The organism is Legionella anisa (assembly GCF_001467525.1).
Lineage (GTDB): Bacteria > Pseudomonadota > Gammaproteobacteria > Legionellales > Legionellaceae > Legionella > Legionella anisa.
Genome location: NZ_LNXS01000029.1, coordinates 150,557 through 171,545 on the forward strand (window position 1 = coordinate 150,557; position 20,989 = coordinate 171,545).

Genomic DNA, 20,989 nt, shown 5'->3' on the forward strand with positions numbered 1-20,989 from the left:
TTGATTAATAATCAGGACGAATTAAGTAATGGATATAGCAGAACTATTAGCGTTTTCAGTAAAAAATAAATCATCAGATTTGCATCTTTCTGCAGGATTACCCCCAATGATTCGTGTGGATGGGGATTTGCGCAAAATCAATTTACCTGCCCTGGAGCATAAAGAGGTGATAAAAATCATCTATGATGTGATGAATGACCGGCAAAGGAAAGAATTTGAAGAATTTTTGGAAACCGATTTTTCTTTTGAAATACCCAATCTGGCTCGTTTTAGGGTGAACGTATTTAATCAATTACGTGGGGCAGCGGCTGTTTTTCGTACTATTCCTTCTGAAATTTTAAGTATGGATGATTTAGGATTACCGGCTATTTTTGAAGAAATGGCTAGTTATCCTAAAGGATTGGTACTCATCACTGGTCCAACAGGATCAGGAAAAAGCACGACTTTGGCTGCTATGATCGATTACATCAACTCAAATCGTTATGATCACATTTTAACTGTGGAAGATCCTATTGAGTTTGTACATCAAAATAAAAAATGTTTGTTGAATCAACGCGAGGTTCATCGAGATACGCTTAGTTTTAATGCTGCTTTGCGTTCCGCATTACGTGAGGATCCTGATGTGATTTTGGTGGGGGAGCTACGCGATCTGGAAACAATCCGTTTAGCAATGACCGCTGCGGAAACCGGGCATTTAGTATTTGGCACCTTACATACTAATTCTGCAACCAAAACCATCAATAGGATTATTGATGTGTTCCCAGCTGAGGAAAAAGCCATGGTGCGTTCGATGTTATCTGAATCACTGCAAGCCGTAGTAGCGCAAACGTTATTGAAAAAAAGTGGTGGTGGGCGAATTGCTGCTTTGGAAATTATGATTTGTACCGGTGCGATACGAAATTTAATTCGTGAAGATAAAGTGGCACAAATGTATTCTTCCATCCAAACTGGTCAGGCAAAGGGTATGCAAACTTTGGATCAGCATTTAACTGAGCTGGTGAAAAAAAATATGATTTCTACTCATACAGCACGTGATGTGGCTATTGATAAAACCATATTTTAAAGTATTCGCGTAATGGCATCAGATTGTAGCCTGGGTGCAGCGCAGCGGAACCCGGGGATTCTGTATATGATCTCAATCCCGGGTTCCGCTGCGCTGCACCCAGGCTACACATATCCTATGTTATAGCGTGAATGGTTACAGCTTTTACGCATTTTTTTGTAATTCAATGAGTTGAGGAATACCCATTTCAGCAAGTGCAAGCATGCTGTTTAATTCATCACGATTAAAATGTTTGTCTTCGGCAGTACCTTGAACTTCGATGAAATGTCCTGCTTCATTCATGACGATATTCATGTCGGTTTCGGCAAGTACGTCTTCAGCATAATCCAAGTCAAGTACTGCTTGACCTCGATAGAGCCCCACAGAAACTGCAGCAATGTAATGAAATACCGGCATTTTACGTATTTTTTCTCGTTCTACCATCCAGTTTATTGCATCTCTCATCGCGACACAGGCGCCTGTAATAGCCGCTGTTCTTGTACCCCCATCAGCTTGAATTACATCACAATCTAAAGTTATTGTATTTTCGCCCAGGAATTTTAAATCAACACAAGCTCTTAGTGAGCGGCCAATGAGACGCTGGATTTCCATGGTTCTACCGCCTTGTTTTCCTTTGCTTGCTTCTCGTTCAGTGCGACTGTGGGTGGCACGCGGAAGCATACCGTATTCAGCGGTAACCCAACCTTGGTTTTTTCCTTTAATAAAACGGGGAACCCCGTCAGTTACCGATGCATTACATAATACTTTGGTTTGTCCAAATTCAACAAGAACTGAGCCTTCAGCATGTTTTGTATAGTTTCTGGTTAATTTAACAGAACGTAATTGATTGGCTTCGCGGTTACTTGGGCGCATAGATAATCCTCGATAAAATTAAGAATTATAACGCTTAACTTCTCGCGTTGCACCCTAAAGTATGTATGATGTGATAAAAGCGCAGTTTTCTACATTTTTCTGGCGATAACTCCTCCATTTAACCTAAGAATACAAGAGTATTATCCCAATGAGTATGCTTATTCCTTTAACTTCAAATTGCTTATGGAAGTTAAATTAAGTAATTATTTACTCACGGGTTAAGGATTTAACTCGGGATAAATAGGTGACTTATATTGGATCTTACATGGGATTATTACATCTATATATTTAATTAATTGCCAAAATGGTGTAATATTGTTCATTGCGATTCATGGTCTGATACCAATTTTAGGCAGATTGTCTCTGTCCAATTGCTTTAAATTGGAGTATATTCGCGCAAGGTAGTTTTTTTCATTGGTATCTATATGCTGCAAAGTATGACGGCTTTCTCGCGGGTGCAAAAGCAAATCGAAGAAGGTCATTTTTGTTGGGAAATTAAGTCTGTTAACCATCGATATTTAGATGTTTCATTTCGTTTGCCTGAATCGTTCCGATTTATAGAACCACAATTGCGTCATTTGCTGCGTGATAAGATCAATCGCGGGAAATTGGAGTGTCAGCTGAAATTTCAAGACACAAGTGCTGATAATCAGTCTATGCTTATAAATATAGGCATGGTAAATGCATTAGTGAATTTAAGTGGGAAGCTTGCGGAGTCTCACCATTTGCCGAATGATTTAGGTGTTAGTCGTGTCCTATCCTGGCCTGGTGTGTTGCAAGCAAATATACCCGATGTGGAGGTGTTAGGAGAGCATGCACTTTCTTTGTTTCATGATGCAGTTGAGCAGTTAAGGCAAATGCGCACCACAGAGGGAAGCGCATTAAAAGCACATGTGGAAGGACGATTAAGTGACTTAGGTCAAGAGATTAAGAAGGCTCGATCTATAGTATTAATGCAAACAGAACAAGTGAAAGACAAGCTGTTGACCCGATTGCACGCAGTGAAACTTGAAGTTCAGGAAGCGCGTGTGGAGCAGGAAATAGCTTTCATTTTGACTCGTATTGATGTGAGTGAGGAATTAGATAGATTACAGACTCATCTTGATGAAGTGAATCGGACACTAAATTGCGATAAAATAGCAGGTAGGCGTCTTGATTTTTTGATGCAAGAATTAAATAGGGAGGCGAATACGTTAAGCTCAAAGTCTGACTCTGTGGAATTGACTCGGAGTTCAGTGGAAATGAAAGTTTTAATTGAGCAAATGCGTGAGCAAATTCAAAACATTGAGTGAGTATTATTGTGGGTGATTATTCGGGTAATTTATTTATTGTTGCAGCACCTTCTGGGGGAGGTAAAACAAGTTTAGTAAAAAAGTTAATTGAAACTCTTGAGGATGTTGAGGTATCCATTTCGCATACAACACGAATGATGCGACCTGGGGAGCAGCATGGAGTGGATTACTTTTTTATTGATGAAGAAGAATTTATGCATATGATTAATGATTGTGCTTTTTTAGAGCACGCCCGAGTCTTTAATCATTTATATGGAACATCGATGGAGCAAATTACTAACCGTTTGCAAAATGGCATCGATGTAATTCTGGATATAGACTGGCAAGGAGCAGAGCAGATTAGACGTTCCTTTCCGGATGCGGTGAGTATCTTTATTGTGCCGCCGTCATTGGATGCCTTAAAACAACGATTATTGAATAGACGACAAGATAAGGATGAAGTGATTAGTGACCGGATGAAAAAAGCTCAGGATGAATTGAGTCATTATTCTGAGTTTGATTATTTAATCGTTAATGATAATTTTGAAAAAGCAGCGATGGAATTGGGTGCAATTGTGATTGCAAACCGCTTACGTATTGGGCGGCAGATAAATAAACAATCAAAATTGCTTTCATTCCTTTTATCATCGCAGTAAAATGCAAGGTTTTGCTACTGGAGAATGAATTATGGCGCGAGTTACAGTTGAAGATTGTTTAAAGAACGTTGCAAATCGATTTGAACTGGTTATGGTGGCCACGAAACGTGCGCGTCAAATTGCAGTTCGAGGAGATCAACCTATGGTTGAATGGGAAAATGATAAACCTACTGTAGTGGCTTTGCGTGAAATAGCCGAAGGCTTAATAACGCCAGAAATTTTGGATAAGGAATAGTTTGGAGGATGGGGGACCCTGTTCACATTCATTAGATTGGCAAGGCTCTAGGCCAGAATCGTAGAATTGTAAACAGAGAACCCAGGAAAAAATATTCATGTAGCTTGGGTAAATTGAATGGGCCCCAAGTTTTGAGTGACTAAAATTTCCCAGATTCGTTTCACTTCACCCAAGCTACGAATCATAAAGGATTGTGATTTATACGGGACGCCTTAAACAGGGTGAATTATGGGTATAGGGGTATGGTCATGTTAGATACTAGGGAGTACTGCGTGAGCTACTTTAAGGAGCTCGATGAAGAGCTGAAATGCTATCTTGAGCAGTCGCAAATAGAGAAATGTTACCAGGCCTATCTGGTTGCTGAAAAAGCGCATCAAGGGCAGATGCGGCGTTCTGGCGAGCCTTATATTACTCATCCTGTTGCAGCAGCTTTGATTCTTGCTCGAATGCGTCTGGATTATCAAACAATTATGGCTACTTTGCTTCATGATGTGGTTGAAGATACCTCAGTGAGCAAAGATGATTTAACACGCCAATTCGGTGAAGAAATTACCTCCCTTGTGGATGGTGTTACCAAACTAACCAAAATCAAATTTGAATCAAAGGCTGAGGCCCAGGCGGAAAATTTCCGTAAAATGGTTTTGGCTATGGTTAAAGATATCCGTGTCATTATTGTTAAGTTAGCCGATCGTTTGCATAACATGAAGACACTAGGTGCAATGCCTTACGCAAAACGTAGACGTATAGCCATAGAAACTCTGGAAATTTATGCCCCAATTGCGAACCGTTTGGGGATGCATTCGATTTATGTAGGTCTTGAGGACTTAGGATTTCAGGCTTTATATCCTATGCGTTACAGAGCCATTAAATCAGCAGTTGAAAAATCTCGTGGCAATCGACGTGAATTGACCCAGACAATTGAACGTGATTTGCAACTGGCTTTAGCGCAATTAAACATTCCTTACGAACAAGTGTTCGGCAGACAAAAGCATTTATACAGTATTTATAAAAAAATGCGCCAGAAAAAAGCCTCATTTACCGAGATTACCGATGTTTTTGCTTTTCGAGTGATTACTGAAGATATTGATTCGTGTTACCGTATTTTAGGTGCTTTACATTGTACCTATAAACCTGTCCCACAACGTTTCAAAGACTATATTGGTATACCTAAGGCCAATGGATATCAATCTCTGCATACCACTTTGTTTGGGCCGTTTGGGGTTCCTCTCGAAGTGCAAATTCGTACTCGTGACATGGATAAGGTTGCGGATAATGGAGTAGCCGCACATTGGATTTATAAATCGTCTGGCCTTGAAGTAAACGAAGCACAACTGCGTGCAAGAGAATGGGTACAAAGTTTATTGGAAATGCAGCGTAGTACTGGAAGTTCGTTAGAGTTTATTGAGAACGTCAAAATCGATTTATTTCCAGATGAAGTATATGTTTTTACTCCTAAAGGCCATATTATGGAGTTACCCAAAGGAGCTACGCCAGTTGATTTTGCCTATTCGGTACACTCAGGGGTGGGTAATAGTTGTGTGGCGGCGAAAGTCAATAGAAAATTAGTGCCGTTAAGTATTCCTTTATCTAATGGGCAAACGGTTGAGATTATTACGGCACAAGGTGCTCATCCCAACCCGACTTGGTTAAATTTTGTAGTTACGGGAAAAGCGCGATCGAATATCCGTCACTTTCTAAAGAGTCAACAAAATACTGAATCAATTAGCTTGGGAAAACGTCTTCTTGAGCAGTCATTGAACGAATTATCCAGTGATTATGCAAAAATTCCACCAGAATCCTTACACGCATTATTAAGTGATTTACATTATAAAACGATAGATGATTTGCTCTATGCGATTGGTATAGGCAATCAAATGGCAATGGTAATTGCCAAAAGATTGGTAATAACTCAAGACGCTAATGAACTGGATAAAGGAATTAAAACACGTCCCTTGGCAATTAAAGGAACAGAGGGAATGGTGGTTCATTTTGGTGAGTGTTGTCAGCCTATTCCGGGCGATAATATTGTTGGGAAATTCCAACAAGGTCGAGGAATTATTGTGCATAGCAGTGATTGCACAACTTTAAAAAATTCACGAACTAATCCAGAGCAATTTGTTGCCTTACGTTGGGATGAGAAGGTTGAAGGTGAGTACTGGGTTGATATTACCGTTGATGTAGTAAACGAGCGTGGTGTGTTGGCAGCTCTGGCAACTGCAATTGCTGAAGCAGGGTCTAATATAGGTAATATCAATGTGGATCCACGAGATGGACGACATAATGCAGTTACATTTTCAATTAGTGTTATTGATAGAACGCATTTGGCTCGTGTAATGCGCAGGTTACGAGCCAATAAAGTGGTGATGCGTCTTTATAGAAAAAAACAAGGGGATAATTAATGCTACCGGTACATACAAAATTGGCTCCAGAAGCTATTGGAACTTATTCACAAGCTATTAAATGCGGGGATACAGTGTATCTTTCAGGACAAATACCACTTGATCCTGTAACCATGGAACTATGCAGTGAAGATATTAAATTGCAAATTACTCAGGTTTTGGAAAACTTGTCGGCAGTTTGTGAGGCTGCAGGCGGTAGTTTGGCACATATAGTGAAATTAAATGTTTATCTTACGGATTTGCGTCATTTTCCTTTAATTAATGAAGCAATGAGTCGTTATTTTTCAACACCATACCCAGCAAGAGCAGCGGTAGAAGTCTCTACATTGCCACGTGGTGTTCAGGTTGAGATGGATGGTATAATGGTTTTATCTTCGAAATAATTTATTTTAAAAGTAGCCTGGGTGAAGCGGAACCCGGGTTCCGCTTCACTTCACCCAGGCTGCACATTTATAGCCAGAGTTTATTTATGAGTATTATTTCCCTTCATAGCGTTTCACTCAATATTGCGGGTAATCAGTTATTAGATAATGCTGATTGGCAGCTCCAACCACAAGATCGTATTGCATTGGTTGGACGAAATGGAGCAGGTAAGTCCACTTTGCTTAAACTTTTATTAGGAGATTTAGTTCCTGATAGCGGTCAAATCAATCAGCTTTCTGGATTGCGAGTAGCTGGATTGACTCAAGAAGTTCCAATTGCTGAAGAAGAGTCGGTTTATCATTTTCTCGTGAAAAGCCTTGGTGAAGTAGGGGAGGTTTTATCGCGTTTTAATGAATTATCTCAGTTGGGTGATATGGATGAATTAGCTTCATGCCAGCAACAAATGGATAATTTACATGCTTGGGATAAATTACCACAAATTGAGACTATGGCCAGCCGTTTAGGCATAGTTACTAATGAGCGCATGAATAATTTGTCAGGCGGTATGAAACGGCGCGTGCTTCTGGGGGCGGCACTTATTGCAACTCCAGACTTATTACTATTGGATGAGCCTACAAACCATTTGGATATTGAAGCAATCGAATGGTTAGAGGCTTACTTAAAGAGTTTCAAAGGAGCTGTGCTCTTGGTTACTCATGATAGAGAGTTTTTAAGTCAGGTATCTAATCGGATAGTAGAAATTGATAGAGGAAAACTGTACCAGCATGATTGTAACTATGAAACTTATCTGGATAGAAGAGAATCCATTCGTCTGAGCGAGCAAAAGCAAAATGATTTATTTGATAAAAAGCTGGCTGAGGAAGAGGTATGGATCCGTACAGGAATTAAAGCACGGCGAACACGTAACGAAGGACGGGTACGCGCATTAAAGGCACTGCGTGAGGAATATAAGGCGCGTCGTAATCAATTGGGCAAGGTCAAATCATTCTCGCTTGATGTAACTCGTTCAGGTACAGATGTTATCGAAGCAAACCAAGTGAACTATAACTTGGGTGATAAAACAATTTTAAGTGATTTTTCTTTACTACTGACTCGAGGGGATAAGCTTGGAATAATTGGTCCGAATGGGTGTGGTAAAACGACCCTGGTCCGACTGTTGCTTGGGGAGTTAAAGCCAGATTCTGGACAAATAAAGCTTGGTACATCTTTGAGTGTCGCTTATTTTGATCAATTGCGTCGTCAATTGCACGAAGATCAAACAGTTATGTTTAATGTAGGTGATGGCGCGGATTATGTAACAATTAATGGCAAGAAAAAACATGTTGCCAGTTATCTGCGTGATTTTTTATTTTCACCCGAACGTTTTAATCAACCGGTTTCAGTGCTTTCTGGTGGTGAAAGAAACAGATTATTATTAGCCAAACTGCTTGCCAAACCAGTAAATTTGTTAGTAATGGACGAACCTACCAATGATTTGGATATCGAAACTTTAGAGCTCCTTGAAAGTATGTTAGTTGACTATCCTGGAACTTTAATATTAATTAGCCATGATAGGGCATTTATTAATCAAGTCGTTACCAGTGTTCTGGTTTATGAAGAAGCAGGGCAGTTTAATGAATTTGTTGGTGGATATGATGAATATAAAATGCATAAAAAACAGCAACAGCGAGAGCAGATAGTAAAAACACCTGTTGGGAAACGAAATCCTGTAACAAATAAATTAAGCTTTAATGAGCAACGTGAACTGGCGCAATTACCACAAAAAATTGAACAGCTGGAAGCAAAAATAGCTGAATTACATTTACAAATGGCTGAGCCCAGATTTTACCAACAAGATGCCCAATTGATTACAAAAATTAATCAAGGTCTGGCTGAAGATGAGGATTTATTAACACAACTTTATACGCGATGGGAAGTATTAGAAGATGTTGAGAAAAGGAACAAATAAATGTTACTAACACTGGCTATGGTTGTTCTTTTAAGTTCGATTCTGGTTTTCTTTTCAGAGGAATTTATTAAGGCCTTCAATAAGTTCTTTGCCATAAAAGGAGCTAAATTGTTAGTCCCGATGTTTGCTGCTTCCTGGCTAATTTATACGTTTTCTTTTTGGTGTTTATGGGCAATTTTTTATGTGCGTGAAATATTGGTTGAAGTACTGAATTTTTTAGTGCGTATCATGCCTTTTCAGAATGGAGCAGTTTCAGTTGTACTGATATTCATGCTGACTTTTCTTTCAGTAGTTCCAGTTCTTATTCTTGATATTTTTTCACGCAGAAAAAAATTCAAAGGATATCAGTATCCTTATGTGACAAGTGGAGTAATTTGGTTGATATCTGTTTTTTTATTAGTCATTATATAGTTCATCTGTAAAGAAATGTAATTTTTATGTAAAGATTCATCAATTTTGTTAATAAAACCTTAAGTTTTCTTTTTTATACTTCTTTGCGTCAAGTTTGGAATTTAATAAAAATCAAAAAGGAGACTAAAGTGGAATTCGGCAAAAAACAACACCATCATGATAAAGTTACTGGTACCCATCAGCATGACCATGGACATCAACCCCTCTATCCTCAAGTTGAGGTAACGTCTCACCACCCCCATGTAGAGGTGCGTAACCCCCTATATCCTCAGGTAACACTACCTCCTTATAATCCTCGTGTAGAGGTTCGTACTACTCCTCGTGTACGTACTGGTTATAATCATCATTATCATGATCACAGTTATTCTTCTACTGGCCGTGGTGGACGCGTCTTATTTGTTGGATTTTTTATTCTTTTACCCATTGTGGTTATTGCTGCAATACTGAGTTCGACTCTTGGTGCAATGAGTTTAACTACGGCTTCCCTAACTACTGCTGGAGCAGGTGCTGCAACTGCAGGCGCAATTGCTTTTAGTGCTTCGACTTTTGGTATCGGCGCACTAATACTCTATGGTGCCCTGGGTTTAGCGTATTTATATTCCAGTGCTAAAGAATGCTATAGCAGCGACAAAAACGTGTTGGATATGATTAAATCACGTGTTGTTGTAACTGAAGATGAATTGAGCTTTAAAGGGGTTATGAAATCCATAGGCTCTGTATTGTGGTCTCCATTTTTACTCATTGGTGGTTTGTCAGGTATGGCAGTTAAAGCGGCTGTGAATGCCTGTGTTTCAACCCGTTCGGTGTCATCTACAGATAAAAGCATCCAAATGACAGAGTCCTATACCTGGATGTCGGGCAATAGTTTGGGAGCACAACATAAATCTGGCAGCAGTCGCACGCCAAAAGATGTGCCACCAGTCCATTCTGAATTATATAGAACTCCAGAACGCACTGAAAACGAGTCTCATCTGTTAGATTCTCAGATTCAATTTCCTTTATCCTCCCCATTATACTCTTCGAATTAGTAGCAGTGGTTTTTATAGTTTTTTGGGTTCGTTATTAAAGAACCCAAAAAACCAAATAAGCGCTCTAAAAAATTAAAATCCTTCAACTCTAAGACCTCTTTGCACTGTTTACAATACTAAGAATAGGGAGTTCTCTTAGCCCCGTCCGTTTTTTCCTGCCAAAATGGCCTATAATTTAATCAAGATGCTTTTGTGGGGGGCTTATATGACTTCTAATCGATCGGAAAATCCTAAGCGTACAGAAACTGTTGCTTCAATGGGGCAAGAGCTAAATGAAGCGGAACAGACACTTATGACGGGGCGACTGCAGCAATGGTTTGCAGATATAGAAAAAAGCAATGACCCCAACAATACTGGAACAACTCCCTCTTTAGCCACTCGATTTCTTTCACATTTTGGACTAAAAAATGCCTCAGAGGTGTTTTATTATCTTAAAACAGCCGGGGGAAAAGAAACAGTGACTATGATAGCCCGAGAACTGATGAAACAAGAGGATCAAATTCAATTAATTAAAGAACAAAATGAAGAGGCACTCCGAAAGCGACAACATATAGTTTTTCTGCTGATGGGATTAATTGCAGATCGGGAAGCTTTGGCGAAAAATGTGGATCAACTTTTTAGACTCGAAATAGAAAAGCATCTTATGAAGGATAAGCATACTGAGCATACAGAAACAATTTCTAGCCGTACTCCAATAGAAATTATAGAGGCTATGATTTCCAACTACCTTAAGACTATTCACGCGCTTGATGTACAACTGAATAAATTGGAAGAGCAATTAGATGAGGTTGAAAAAGAGTTGACTGCTATTGAAGAGGAAGAGGAGCAGATGGAAGCCTATCATGAGGAACTTCATACGCATGTCGATATACTGGATAAGTACTTGGCACTGCCTATTTTAAGTCATCCTCAAGCACATCCTGTTGTTTTTGAGCATGAGCTCAATTTTCATCAAGCTCACCTGAGCCAAACAGCCACAAACTATGAGGAATTATTTCGTTTAGCTCTAGAACAAACACGATCTAAAATACAAGAGCTTCAGACACAATCCTCCCCTGGCCAATTGACCCCTGAAATTGAAGGGTTACAATTACGTGAACAAGGATTGCATTCTGCGTTAAAAGTTATGAGGAATAAGAAAATACTCCTTAATGATAAATTGGAACAAGTTTTTGATTTTTCTCAAGCCCGTTTTATTGTCAAACATGAGGAGGCAAAATGCCTTATCCAAAAAGATGATGGCTCATATGCTCTAATTCCTAAGGATATGGACCCTAAAAAAATGACTCAGGAGCAATGGGAGCAAGCTAAGCGTAATTTTGATCAAGAAAAAGAACGTATTCAAACCCCCCGCTTTAATTTTATGGAAAAGATACAAGAAAATTTGCAGAAACAAATTCAACGCAAAGAGCAACACCTAAGCCTAAGAGAAATACTACAAGCCCAAAGATCAGAAATGCATCGGGCCAGAGAAAAAATGGAAGAAACTTTAAGCGTTGCTCAAACTCGAAAAGCAACATTATTAGGCAATAATCCTCGTTTGTCGCAAAGACCTTCTCCAAAATCCGATCCCCATGCAAGTTATAAACAAATGGTAGAAAAATTTGAATCGTTGGTATTAAAAGCGCCAAAAAAGGAAGATATCGAAAAAGCTAGAAGTGTTGTCAAAAATTCATCAATATCATCTGAGGGTAAAGGAAGGCTTGATGAATTAATCGAACAAGTCACACCGGAGAGGATTATGGGGCCGCAGCAAAGGCTTCAATGGTTATACACCGCCAAACGAATAATAACGGATACATCATCACCTAAGCCTGAAGTTGATCCAAATAAAACGATTAAGTAATGCGTTTAATGGCACGCTCTTCTTTAATCTTTGTCTCTTGATCACATCTGCCTATGCCCCGTGGCTTTGTCCCTGAGAGATCCTCAAAAAATTTAACCAGGTAGCATGTCAATTGTTGCCTGTTATCCCTGCGTAGGCAGGGATCCATTCATCAAAATAGTTCATCGCTCAAATTAAGCCACTGAGGATGGTTTCACTCAAATAAAGTTAATTTTCCATTGTCTTTTCACTTTTTTAATTTGCTTTTTCCGCGTACATTGTAAATGGATCCCTGCCTACGCACACTACTGTCCGGTAAAAATTTTACTCTCCTGCAATAGGTAATGTCCCTAAATTTTAATGGTTCTTGAAAAACGCTATCTTTCACAGTACATCTTTGATCTAAATAGGGATTTAGGATGCCATTCTTGGTGTTTTATCAAGGACGTGCAACTATTCCTTTTGCTTTTACCGGACAGTAGGGTGCGTAGGCAGGGATGATAGTCTTTTTAGGTATAACAGAAGACGGAGAATATGTGTTTTCGTGTTTAAATTTTGTGAGGATCTCTCAAGCTTTGCCCGCGGGGTTCAGTGTTAGCGTAGATCTTCTGGATCCCGCGGATAACCCACGAATAAGTCGCGGGGGCAGGACGTCAGAGCACAGCCGGACTGGTTTTTCAGCGATGTGTAGACGATTCTGCTTTAATGTGTAGGTAATCTCTTATTCAGTAGAGGTGATGAATATTTACATTCCGTGTATAATAACGGCAATTTATTTTCAGGTTGCTCTATGAATAAACAGGATTTTTACTTTGATTTACCTCCGGAATTAATTGCGCAGTATCCTTTGGAAAACCGCAGTGATTCACGTCTTTTAACTTATAATCGTCAAAAGGGTGAATATGGACATTATCAGTTTCGCGAAATAGCTGATTTTTTGAATCCTGGCGATTTACTGGTTATGAATGATTCCAAAGTGATCCCTGCTCGACTTTATGGTCATAAAACTACGGGTGGAAAAGTTGAGTTATTAGTGGAACGTATTACGGGTGAATTTACTTTTCTCGCTCATATTAAAGCCAGTAAAGCATTAAAGCCCGGATCAATTATTAAATTAGAACAAAATAAAGAAATCGAAATCCTTGATAGAAAAGATGATTTATTTATATGTAAAGCAGCTATGGACGTTTTGCAATTATTGAATGGAATAGGGCATATTCCATTACCCCCCTACATTGAGCGAAATGATGAAATTTTGGATCAGGATCGTTATCAAACAGTCTATGCAAAATATGAAGGCTCTGTTGCAGCACCTACGGCTGGCTTGCATTTTGATGAATCTGTATTATCCAGCTTACATTCAAGAGGAGTTGCTGTAGCTTATCTCACTTTGCATGTAGGGGCAGGGACATTTAGACCTGTTCGTTGTGAACATATCAAAGACCATAAAATGCATAGTGAGCAATTCACAATTAGCCCGGAATTATGTGCCGCAGTACACGCTACAAAGGCAGCTGGAAATCGAGTTATTGCAGTGGGCACAACTGCTTTGCGTAGTCTTGAGAGTGCAGCACAAAATGGAGTATTAACTGCATGCAGCAGAGATACAGATATCTTTATTTACCCTGGATATGAGTTTAAGATTTGCGATGGGTTAATGACTAACTTTCATTTGCCTGAGTCTACCTTACTCATGCTGGTTTCAGCTTTTATCGGCCACAAACAAGCAATGATGCTTTATCAAGAAGCTATCGAAAAAAGATACAGATTTTTTAGTTATGGTGACACCAGTTTATTGCTGTAAATCAGGAGATCAGGAATGTTGGCTGCAATACAGAATTTTATACCTGTTTTAACTTCAGAGGCAGGTTTATGTCTTACAATGGCAAATTGGCACGAAGTAAAAATAACCGCGGCATCTTATTCTTTAGAGCAGTTATTGTATAAGCCAGGTCAGGATGTACTCGAAAAAATATCTGATTTAGCTCTTTATTTGGCTTGTCCTGGGACAGTGGTCATTAATGCAATGTCGCTCATAGCCAATAAGGAAAAAGTTTATGTGCTCAAGTCGCCTTATGATGGCTCTAGAATTAAACTCACCTCGGAGAGGTTAATTGAGCTTATCCATCATTTAAAACCTAATGCAGTTATTTTACCTAAAAATATCCTGCGCGATTTTCCAAAAATCTGGGATAATTGGGATGATGCAATTGTTCCATTTATCGATGTTAATGATTTGAAGAAACATGAGGTAGTTAAGTCTCATGGGGTTTATTTTAATGTTTTGGATGAGCTGAATTGGGAGCAATTAGACCAATGGTCTCATTTAGCACGTTATATGATAGGACGTTTTGATCCTGAGTTAATCAAGCGTTTGCGTGATAAGGGAATCGAGTTTATTGAGACAGATGAGCCAACACAAGCAGCGACACAAGGAAAAGTTTACAGCCAGATAGGAACCGTGGATTTAACTGACTCAAAAACACAGATGCAATTTGAAATGATTGATGCGGAGTGCGGTTGTCCCACATGTTCACAACAATTTACTCGAGCTTATTTACATCATCTATTGCAACACACTCCCTTATTATGTCAGCGATTTTTAATTCAGCATAATGTAAATGCAGTTAATAGGCTTTCGAACCCATCAGAAAGCCTATAATAGGAGTGGTATAGCTGGCCAAGCCAATGAATTATTGGCTATCGCATTTAAGGTAATTGCAGTCGGGACCATTAAACATTTGGAAGTCAGCCTTTTGTACAGAAGGTGGATCTTGAACAGTAGACTCTGTACCAGGTTGCAGTTCCCCTGCCGTTGTAATACCCATGGAAATATCATTTGATGTACCAGCTGCAGATTTTTTAATGGGTTCATCATTATACTCAAAAAAGACTCCACCTAAATTGTGCGCCTCGGCTGATTTTTTCATGATAATTTTCCAAACTGCATTAAACCAGGTAGGACCATAGTTATCGTTTAGATGCTTACCTACTTCGCCAATTAAAAAAGGCTTATTGTATTTTTCAGTGGTTAGTTTTATTTCATTAAAAAACGAATCATTATAAGCATGAGAGGCATTTGTTGAAGGATCCCCTCGGTAACCAGCATTTACTGTAATAAAATCTACATTCGGTACTTTTTCTACCAGCTGACTCGTTTCCCCCTCTTTAGTTACTGCCCATTTTGAAGGGTCATCTGCCATTGCATAGGTAACTAAACTTCCAGGACAATTTTCGTGTATTAAATTAACAACCTCATTCACACGATCGAGAGCTCCTTTATCTTCAAAAATAGGCAATTCGTTACCCGCAGTATAAGCAAGAATGGCTTTATTGCCACATACTTCTTTAATGGAGTTAATAATTTTTGTTTTGTTATAATTAGCTTGTTTTGAAAGATAATCAGTTAAAATAGGATAAATAACATGCATGCCTCTTTTGGAGGCTTCATCTAAAAACTTAATATGATTTTTTCCTACTGAATTAATATTATATAATCGAAGCGTATTAACCCCGATGGATTGCATCTCATTTAATTCATATTCCCATTTATCGATTAACTCTTTGTTATAAGCTTCATTTGCAGTGCTGCTAATTGTTAGTGTTCCAAAAAAATCATCATCATCACAAGGAGATTTCCAATCATTGGCGTCATATTGATTCGCCGGCATGCATAACCAAGCTCCTTTTTTATATTCCCAATCATGCTCGGATTTTCCAGACAGTTTGTTACCAGGAAACCCCTTGGGTTCAGGAGCATAAGCCATTCCTTTAATAAAAAAAGGTTGTCCATTGACTAACAGTTGAAAATTTTCAATTTTAGGTTGAACATTATTGGACGGATTACTGTTGGATTGACTATTAACTGTACAAACCATGCAGAAAAGAGATAATGATAATGCAGAAGTGACTAATTTCATGATTTCACCTATAGAGTAAATCGAAAACACACACCTTGATTAAAATATGGCACAACCTTGAGCTATTTGCACTGAGAAAAATAAAAGTGAATGTGGTTCAATAATGGATAAATTGTTTTATCTTGGACATAAGTTGCTTTATACATTCAATTTAAAGAAGACAAGACTTGATCCCTAAGTATATTTAAGTAACTGTTGGAGAACCTAATTTTAAAAAATTTCGACAAGCAATAAATAGCTTGCAATTACTTGAGGATGAAGATTTTTTTATCTTTTTTCTATAATGTTTGACAGCTTTTCTTATACCAGCTAGCATTACCAACAATTTGATGGCGCGGGGTGTCGTGATACACGTCTGAGAAATACCCGTAGAACTTGATCTGGTTTGTACCAGCGTAAGAACGCCTTAAATCTGTATTCGTTTTTAAATAGATTGATTTCTTAAAGAGCTGTCTCTTGGCTCTTTTTAAGAATCATTGCTTAATAAGCGCTTTGAATACAGGTTCATTTCTTCAATTAGGCCTTCACTCGATATCTTTTGCCATCCTTTATTTTATTAATTAATACAAGGAGCTATGGCATGAGTGCATTATCAACAAGAACAACCTTATTACTTAATTGGTATGCAAATCCTTATCACACCCCAATTTTTGTTGCCCATTCATTAGGATATTATCAGCAAGAAGGCATAAAGTTGGCGATTTTGGAGCCTAGCGATCCCAGCGATGTTACTGAAATTGTGGGGATGGGGCATGTTGATTTTGGGGTGAAGGCTATGATTCATACCTTGGCTGCCCGCGCAAAAGGCTATCCTGTTACTTCAATTGGAACATTGCTGGATGAGCCTCCAACAGGTCTTATCGCGCTTAAATCCAGTGGTATTAGCTCATTTCAGGATATTGTCGGCAAACGAGTAGGTTATATTGGCGAGTTTGGCAAAATCATTATCGATAATTTGGCAAAGTTAGCCGGTATTGAACCTACAAGTTATGAGACAGTGCGCATTGGTATGAATGTTACTGATGCGATTTGCCGTGATATCATTGACACAGGTATTGGTTTTATTAATTTTCAGAAAGTTGAATTAGAACATTTACGCGGTGAAACGGTATTTCTGCGCCTTGATCAGCTTGCAGGCTTAGGTTGCTGCTGCTTTTGTTCCATTCAATTTATTGTGCCAGAACGCATGTTAACGAATCCTGAAACCCTTAAAGGATTTCTCAAAGCCACACAACGTGGGGCAGCCTTTACCACCGAAAATCCGGATGAAGCTTATGAACTTTTATGTCGTATGAAACCTCAATTGCGAACTCCTATGTATCATACAATATTCATTCGTAGTTTACCCTTTTTCTCACGCACGCTTTTAAATGTGGAGCGTGATTGGAATAAAGTAGGGCGATTTGGCAAACATTTGGGAGTAATTGATGAGTCTTTTGCAGTGAATGCGTGTTATACGAATGAGTTATTACCTAAAATGCCTCATTCTGATTTGGAACCAATTGCGTGTTGTATTGAGGAATAAAAAAATAATGTAGCCTGGGTGCAGCGAAGCGGAACCCGGGTCTCTTGAACTTCTCGATCCCGGGTTCCGCTTCGCTGCACCCAGGCTACATTATAACCCATTATTTTTGAGAGTGATTCTGATTAAATGAAAAACGCTGCTGTTGTAGGTGCTGGAATAATGGGGTGTTTGCTGGCTTTGCGCTTACAAAACGAAGGCTGGCATGTCACGTTATTTGAAGCAGAAACTTCGTTCAATAATTGCAGCAATGCAGCAGCAGGTCTTTTGGCACCCATGTCAGAGCTTGATAAGGCGGAGCAAGTGATTTTTAATTTGGGAATGGAGTCGGTTGAAACTTTATGGCCATCCATTCTAAATCAATTATCAGAACCTGTATATTTTCGCCAAAAGGGATGTCTTGTGGTGCATCATCCACAAGATAGAGCAGAATGGCAGCAGTTTAGTGCCAGAATTGTTGGTAAATTAAGTGATTCGTGTTATCAGTTGCTCAATGAAGAGGTACTAAACCAACTTGAGCCAGAACTCAGTCAATTTAAACGAGCCTATTATTTCCCTCAAGAAGCACAGATTGATAATCAGACTCTGTTGCCAGTACTTAAAAACCATCTGTGTAAGCAAGGTGTTATTTGCCGAGATTACACCTTTGTTTCTTCGGTTTATCCAGGGAGAATTGAAGCAAGGAAGGAATCGCATCGATTTGATTTTGTTTTTGATTGCCGAGGTTTAGGGGCAAAAACCTCTTTTCCATATCTGCGCGGACTTCGTGGGGAGCTTGTTTGGTTGTATGCACCGGAAGTTCAGCTACAAAGACCTATTCGACTCTTACACCCTAGGTACAATATTTACATTGCACCACGCCCTGATTCTCATTATCTTATCGGTGCGAGTGAGTTGGAAACAGAAGATTCCAGTCCAATTTCGGTACGTACAACGCTTGAGTTATTAACCGCTGCATACTATGTGCATCGTGGTTTTGCCGAAGCACGAATAGTTAAGACAGTGACGCATTGTCGTCCGACTTTAGTGCATCATCAGCCCCGCATAAAATATGCGAAGCAATTTATTGCTGTTAACGGACTTTATCGTCATGGATATTTAATTGCTCCGGCATTAGTAGAGGAAATTCTACGTGGATTAAACAGCAATCAACACGACGTTTGTTACCCTGAGCTTTGGGAGGCTTATTCATGATTATTTATGTAAATGATAAACCATTAACGCTTGATACGTCCTGTACGCTGCAGGAAATGCTTGCGCAGAGAGAGGAGATTGCGGCGCATGTAGCAATCGCAATTAACAATCAATTTATTCCTAAATCCATGTTTTCTAGCACCATCTTGTGTGAAGGGGATCGTATCGATCTGATTGTACCGATGCAGGGAGGATAGCTATGTGGTATTTAGCAGATAAACCCTTATCTAGTCGTTTGCTCTTGGGAACAGCAGGCTATCCCTCACTTGAGGTGATGACTCATGCTGTTCAGGCTTCTAAAACCAACGTGATTACTGTGTCGTTAAAAAGACAAATGCCTGGTGATCCTGGTACGGATTTGTTTTGGCAAACCATTCAGTCTTTAGATTGTTATTTACTTCCTAATACTGCGGGTTGTCGCGATGCACAAACTGCAATTACTACAGCTGAAATGGCACGGGAACTTTTTCAGACCTCATGGATTAAATTAGAAGTAATTGGTGATGATTACAGCTTGCAACCTGATCCCTTTGAATTGTTACATGCGGCAACCGAATTGGTAAAACGCGGATTTGAAGTCTTTCCATACTGTACGGATGATTTGGTTTTATGCCAGCGTTTAGTTGATTGTGGTTGTCGGATTTTGATGCCGTGGGCAGCTCCTATAGGTTCTGGAAAAGGATTACTTAATCCCTTTGCTTTGGAAACTTTACGCCTGCGATTACCGGATGTCACATTGATTGTCGATGCAGGAATTGGCAAGCCATCTCATGCGACACGTATTTTAGAGTTGGGTTTTGATGCAGTACTTTTGAATAGCGCGGTCGCTTCATCAACTCATCCAATCATTATGGCTGAAGCCTTTTCGCATGCGGTCATCGCAGGACGAGGTGCTTTTGAAGCAGGCCAGATGCCTGAGCGAATTACAGCACAATCGTGTACTCCCCTGATCGATACACCATTTTGGCATCAGGAGGCTGCATTATGAGTACTGTTTGGGCCAATACTGAAAATGAAGCAGATAGAAAAACTTTTCGAGGGTTGGGTCTTGAACTTCAATCACAGCGATTTTATGGTGATGCTGCTGCTATTAAAATTAGTGGAGAAATTTCCTCTGAAAATTTTCAGCTTCTCAATCATTATTCGGGCCCAGTGGTTTTCGATTTTACTTTACCCTCGGCCCAGTATAGTGACGAAAAAAACTTAAACGACGCAGGGTTTTCTTTTGCACATGTTTTGGTGCTGAACATGCGTGAAGCTGAATTTATTTTAAAGCGTAAGATTATGACGCATCAATCCATGCAAGAAGCTGCTCATGAATTATTAATTCTTGGTGCAAAAAGTGTCTTTATCTTGGGGGAGCATTTGCAGGATTCTTCATGGAGGCATGATTATTGGACAAATGGTGCCACTTCATTTTGGCTGACCCAAAATCATTTTTCTGATACAGAATACCCAGAACTTCGCTCCATTCTCTCAGCAGCAATTACCGCGTCATTGGCTCTTGGTCATTTGCTTGAAGATGCACTTATCATCGCAAAAATGTACGTGCATCGAGCAGTACGTCGAGCAAAAGTTGGTGTATATTATGGTGGTTTTCCGGAAAATGAAATGGATTTACCTTATCTTTCTTCCAAACCGATGTGCGAAATACCTCCATCGTTTAAGCGATGTCACCGATTGGGCCTTTATCCCGTGGTTGATCGTTTCACCTGGGTTGAAATGCTATTGAATCTTGGAGTTAAAACCATTCAATTGCGAATTAAAGAAAAAACAAAAACCCTTGAAGAGGAGATGCGGCGAAGTATTGCTTTAGCTAAAAAGCATCAGGCCACTTTATTTATTAATGATTACTGGGAAATGGCTTTAGAGTTGAATGCAGAAGCAGTGCATTTAGGACAATCCGATTTGGATACTGCGGATATTGATGCAATTAGAAAACAAGGGCTTTTACTGGGAGTGAGTACCCATTGTTACTACGAAGTCGCACGAGCACATGCCCTCAATCCTTCATACATTGCAATTGGCCCCATTTTTCCGACAACCAGCAAGGAAATGCCTTTTACAGCGCAAGGTATTGCATCCCTACAACGCTGGAAACGCACTTTAAATTATCCTTTGGTTGCAATTGGTGGAATTAATATTGAGCGCATGCCTGATGTGGTTGCTGCAGGGGTTCACGGCGTAGCCCTTATTTCGGCAATTACTCATGCAAAGGATCCGCAAAGAGCAACCGAACAACTTTTGAGTTTCATTGACTGATATAAACCGGCAACGAAGT

The 20,989-nt window shown here is 39.5% G+C and carries 19 protein-coding genes and 1 riboswitch; of the genes, 17 read left to right on the forward strand and 2 right to left on the reverse strand.

Going from position 1 to position 20,989, the window contains the following annotated elements; translation table 11 throughout:
• Nucleotides 1-28: 28 nt before the first annotated feature.
• On the forward strand, nucleotides 29-1,063 hold the full coding sequence (locus Lani_RS09860) for a type IV pilus twitching motility protein PilT (protein ID WP_019233672.1): 1,035 nt from the start codon (nucleotides 29-31) through the stop codon (nucleotides 1,061-1,063).
• Nucleotides 1,064-1,207: 144 nt separating this feature from the next.
• Here Lani_RS09860 and rph read toward each other — a convergent pair whose 3' ends face one another.
• Nucleotides 1,208-1,915 carry a ribonuclease PH gene (rph, locus tag Lani_RS09865; RefSeq protein ID WP_019233671.1) on the reverse strand — a complete coding sequence of 236 codons (708 nt, stop codon included), beginning with the start codon at nucleotides 1,913-1,915 and terminating at the stop codon, nucleotides 1,208-1,210.
• A gap of 425 nt (nucleotides 1,916-2,340) precedes the next feature.
• On the opposite strand from rph, the gene Lani_RS09870 reads away from it, so the two are divergent.
• The 11 genes from Lani_RS09870 (at nucleotide 2,341) to Lani_RS09920 (ending at nucleotide 14,734) form a co-directional block, all read left to right on the forward strand.
• Nucleotides 2,341-3,207 carry a YicC/YloC family endoribonuclease gene (locus Lani_RS09870; protein ID WP_019233670.1) on the forward strand — a complete coding sequence of 289 codons (867 nt, stop codon included), beginning with the start codon at nucleotides 2,341-2,343 and terminating at the stop codon, nucleotides 3,205-3,207.
• 5 nt (nucleotides 3,208-3,212) lie between these two features.
• Nucleotides 3,213-3,842: a guanylate kinase gene (gmk, locus tag Lani_RS09875; protein ID WP_085956448.1), complete on the forward strand. Its 630-nt coding sequence runs from the start codon at nucleotides 3,213-3,215 to the stop codon at nucleotides 3,840-3,842.
• Nucleotides 3,843-3,873: 31 nt separating this feature from the next.
• A complete protein-coding gene (gene rpoZ, locus Lani_RS09880) occupies nucleotides 3,874-4,077 on the forward strand; it encodes a DNA-directed RNA polymerase subunit omega (protein WP_010653170.1) in 204 nt (67 codons plus the stop codon).
• Nucleotides 4,078-4,349: 272 nt separating this feature from the next.
• The gene (gene spoT / locus Lani_RS09885; RefSeq protein ID WP_019233668.1) at nucleotides 4,350-6,476 is read left to right on the forward strand and encodes a bifunctional GTP diphosphokinase/guanosine-3',5'-bis pyrophosphate 3'-pyrophosphohydrolase; all 2,127 of its coding nucleotides are present in this window, start codon (nucleotides 4,350-4,352) and stop codon (nucleotides 6,474-6,476) included.
• Nucleotides 6,476-6,859: a RidA family protein gene (locus Lani_RS09890; protein ID WP_019233667.1), complete on the forward strand. Its 384-nt coding sequence runs from the start codon at nucleotides 6,476-6,478 to the stop codon at nucleotides 6,857-6,859. Before spoT ends, Lani_RS09890 begins: the two co-directional genes overlap by 1 nt.
• 86 nt (nucleotides 6,860-6,945) lie before the next feature.
• On the forward strand, nucleotides 6,946-8,808 hold the full coding sequence (locus tag Lani_RS09895; protein ID WP_019233666.1) for an ATP-binding cassette domain-containing protein: 1,863 nt from the start codon (nucleotides 6,946-6,948) through the stop codon (nucleotides 8,806-8,808).
• Complete coding sequence (locus tag Lani_RS09900) at nucleotides 8,809-9,219, forward strand: hypothetical protein (RefSeq protein ID WP_019233665.1); 411 nt, start codon at nucleotides 8,809-8,811, stop codon at nucleotides 9,217-9,219. It abuts the gene before it with no gap.
• Between the two features lie 128 nt (nucleotides 9,220-9,347).
• Nucleotides 9,348-10,247: a hypothetical protein gene (locus Lani_RS09905; RefSeq protein WP_019233664.1), complete on the forward strand. Its 900-nt coding sequence runs from the start codon at nucleotides 9,348-9,350 to the stop codon at nucleotides 10,245-10,247.
• Nucleotides 10,248-10,452: 205 nt separating this feature from the next.
• Nucleotides 10,453-12,093 carry a hypothetical protein gene (locus Lani_RS09910; RefSeq protein ID WP_040522611.1) on the forward strand — a complete coding sequence of 547 codons (1,641 nt, stop codon included), beginning with the start codon at nucleotides 10,453-10,455 and terminating at the stop codon, nucleotides 12,091-12,093.
• Between the two features lie 769 nt (nucleotides 12,094-12,862).
• A complete protein-coding gene (gene queA / locus Lani_RS09915) occupies nucleotides 12,863-13,876 on the forward strand; it encodes a tRNA preQ1(34) S-adenosylmethionine ribosyltransferase-isomerase QueA (protein ID WP_019233662.1) in 1,014 nt (337 codons plus the stop codon).
• A 15-nt stretch (nucleotides 13,877-13,891) separates the two neighbouring features.
• The gene (locus Lani_RS09920) at nucleotides 13,892-14,734 is read left to right on the forward strand and encodes a tRNA-guanine transglycosylase (protein WP_019233661.1); all 843 of its coding nucleotides are present in this window, start codon (nucleotides 13,892-13,894) and stop codon (nucleotides 14,732-14,734) included.
• 31 nt (nucleotides 14,735-14,765) lie between these two features.
• On the opposite strand, the gene Lani_RS09925 is transcribed toward Lani_RS09920, so the two are convergent.
• Nucleotides 14,766-15,992, reverse strand: a complete 1,227-nt coding sequence (locus Lani_RS09925) for a glycoside hydrolase 5 family protein (protein WP_058388527.1) — start codon at nucleotides 15,990-15,992, stop codon at nucleotides 14,766-14,768.
• Nucleotides 15,993-16,317: 325 nt separating this feature from the next.
• A riboswitch (TPP riboswitch) is annotated at nucleotides 16,318-16,411 on the forward strand.
• Nucleotides 16,412-16,572: 161 nt separating this feature from the next.
• Between Lani_RS09925 and Lani_RS09930 the strand changes: the two genes are divergently transcribed.
• From Lani_RS09930 to thiE, 5 genes are all read left to right on the forward strand, one after another.
• The gene (locus Lani_RS09930; RefSeq protein WP_019233659.1) at nucleotides 16,573-17,517 is read left to right on the forward strand and encodes an ABC transporter substrate-binding protein; all 945 of its coding nucleotides are present in this window, start codon (nucleotides 16,573-16,575) and stop codon (nucleotides 17,515-17,517) included.
• Nucleotides 17,518-17,643: 126 nt separating this feature from the next.
• Nucleotides 17,644-18,708 carry an FAD-dependent oxidoreductase gene (locus Lani_RS09935; RefSeq protein WP_019233658.1) on the forward strand — a complete coding sequence of 355 codons (1,065 nt, stop codon included), beginning with the start codon at nucleotides 17,644-17,646 and terminating at the stop codon, nucleotides 18,706-18,708.
• On the forward strand, nucleotides 18,705-18,905 hold the full coding sequence (thiS, locus tag Lani_RS09940) for a sulfur carrier protein ThiS (RefSeq protein WP_019233657.1): 201 nt from the start codon (nucleotides 18,705-18,707) through the stop codon (nucleotides 18,903-18,905). The genes Lani_RS09935 and thiS overlap by 4 nt, the downstream gene beginning before the upstream one ends.
• Nucleotides 18,906-18,907: 2 nt before the next feature.
• Nucleotides 18,908-19,696: a thiazole synthase gene (locus tag Lani_RS09945; protein ID WP_019233656.1), complete on the forward strand. Its 789-nt coding sequence runs from the start codon at nucleotides 18,908-18,910 to the stop codon at nucleotides 19,694-19,696.
• Nucleotides 19,693-20,970, forward strand: coding sequence for a thiamine phosphate synthase (thiE, locus tag Lani_RS09950; protein WP_019233655.1), 1,278 nt, complete (start codon nucleotides 19,693-19,695; stop codon nucleotides 20,968-20,970). The genes Lani_RS09945 and thiE overlap by 4 nt, the downstream gene beginning before the upstream one ends.
• Nucleotides 20,971-20,989: the final 19 nt, after the last annotated feature.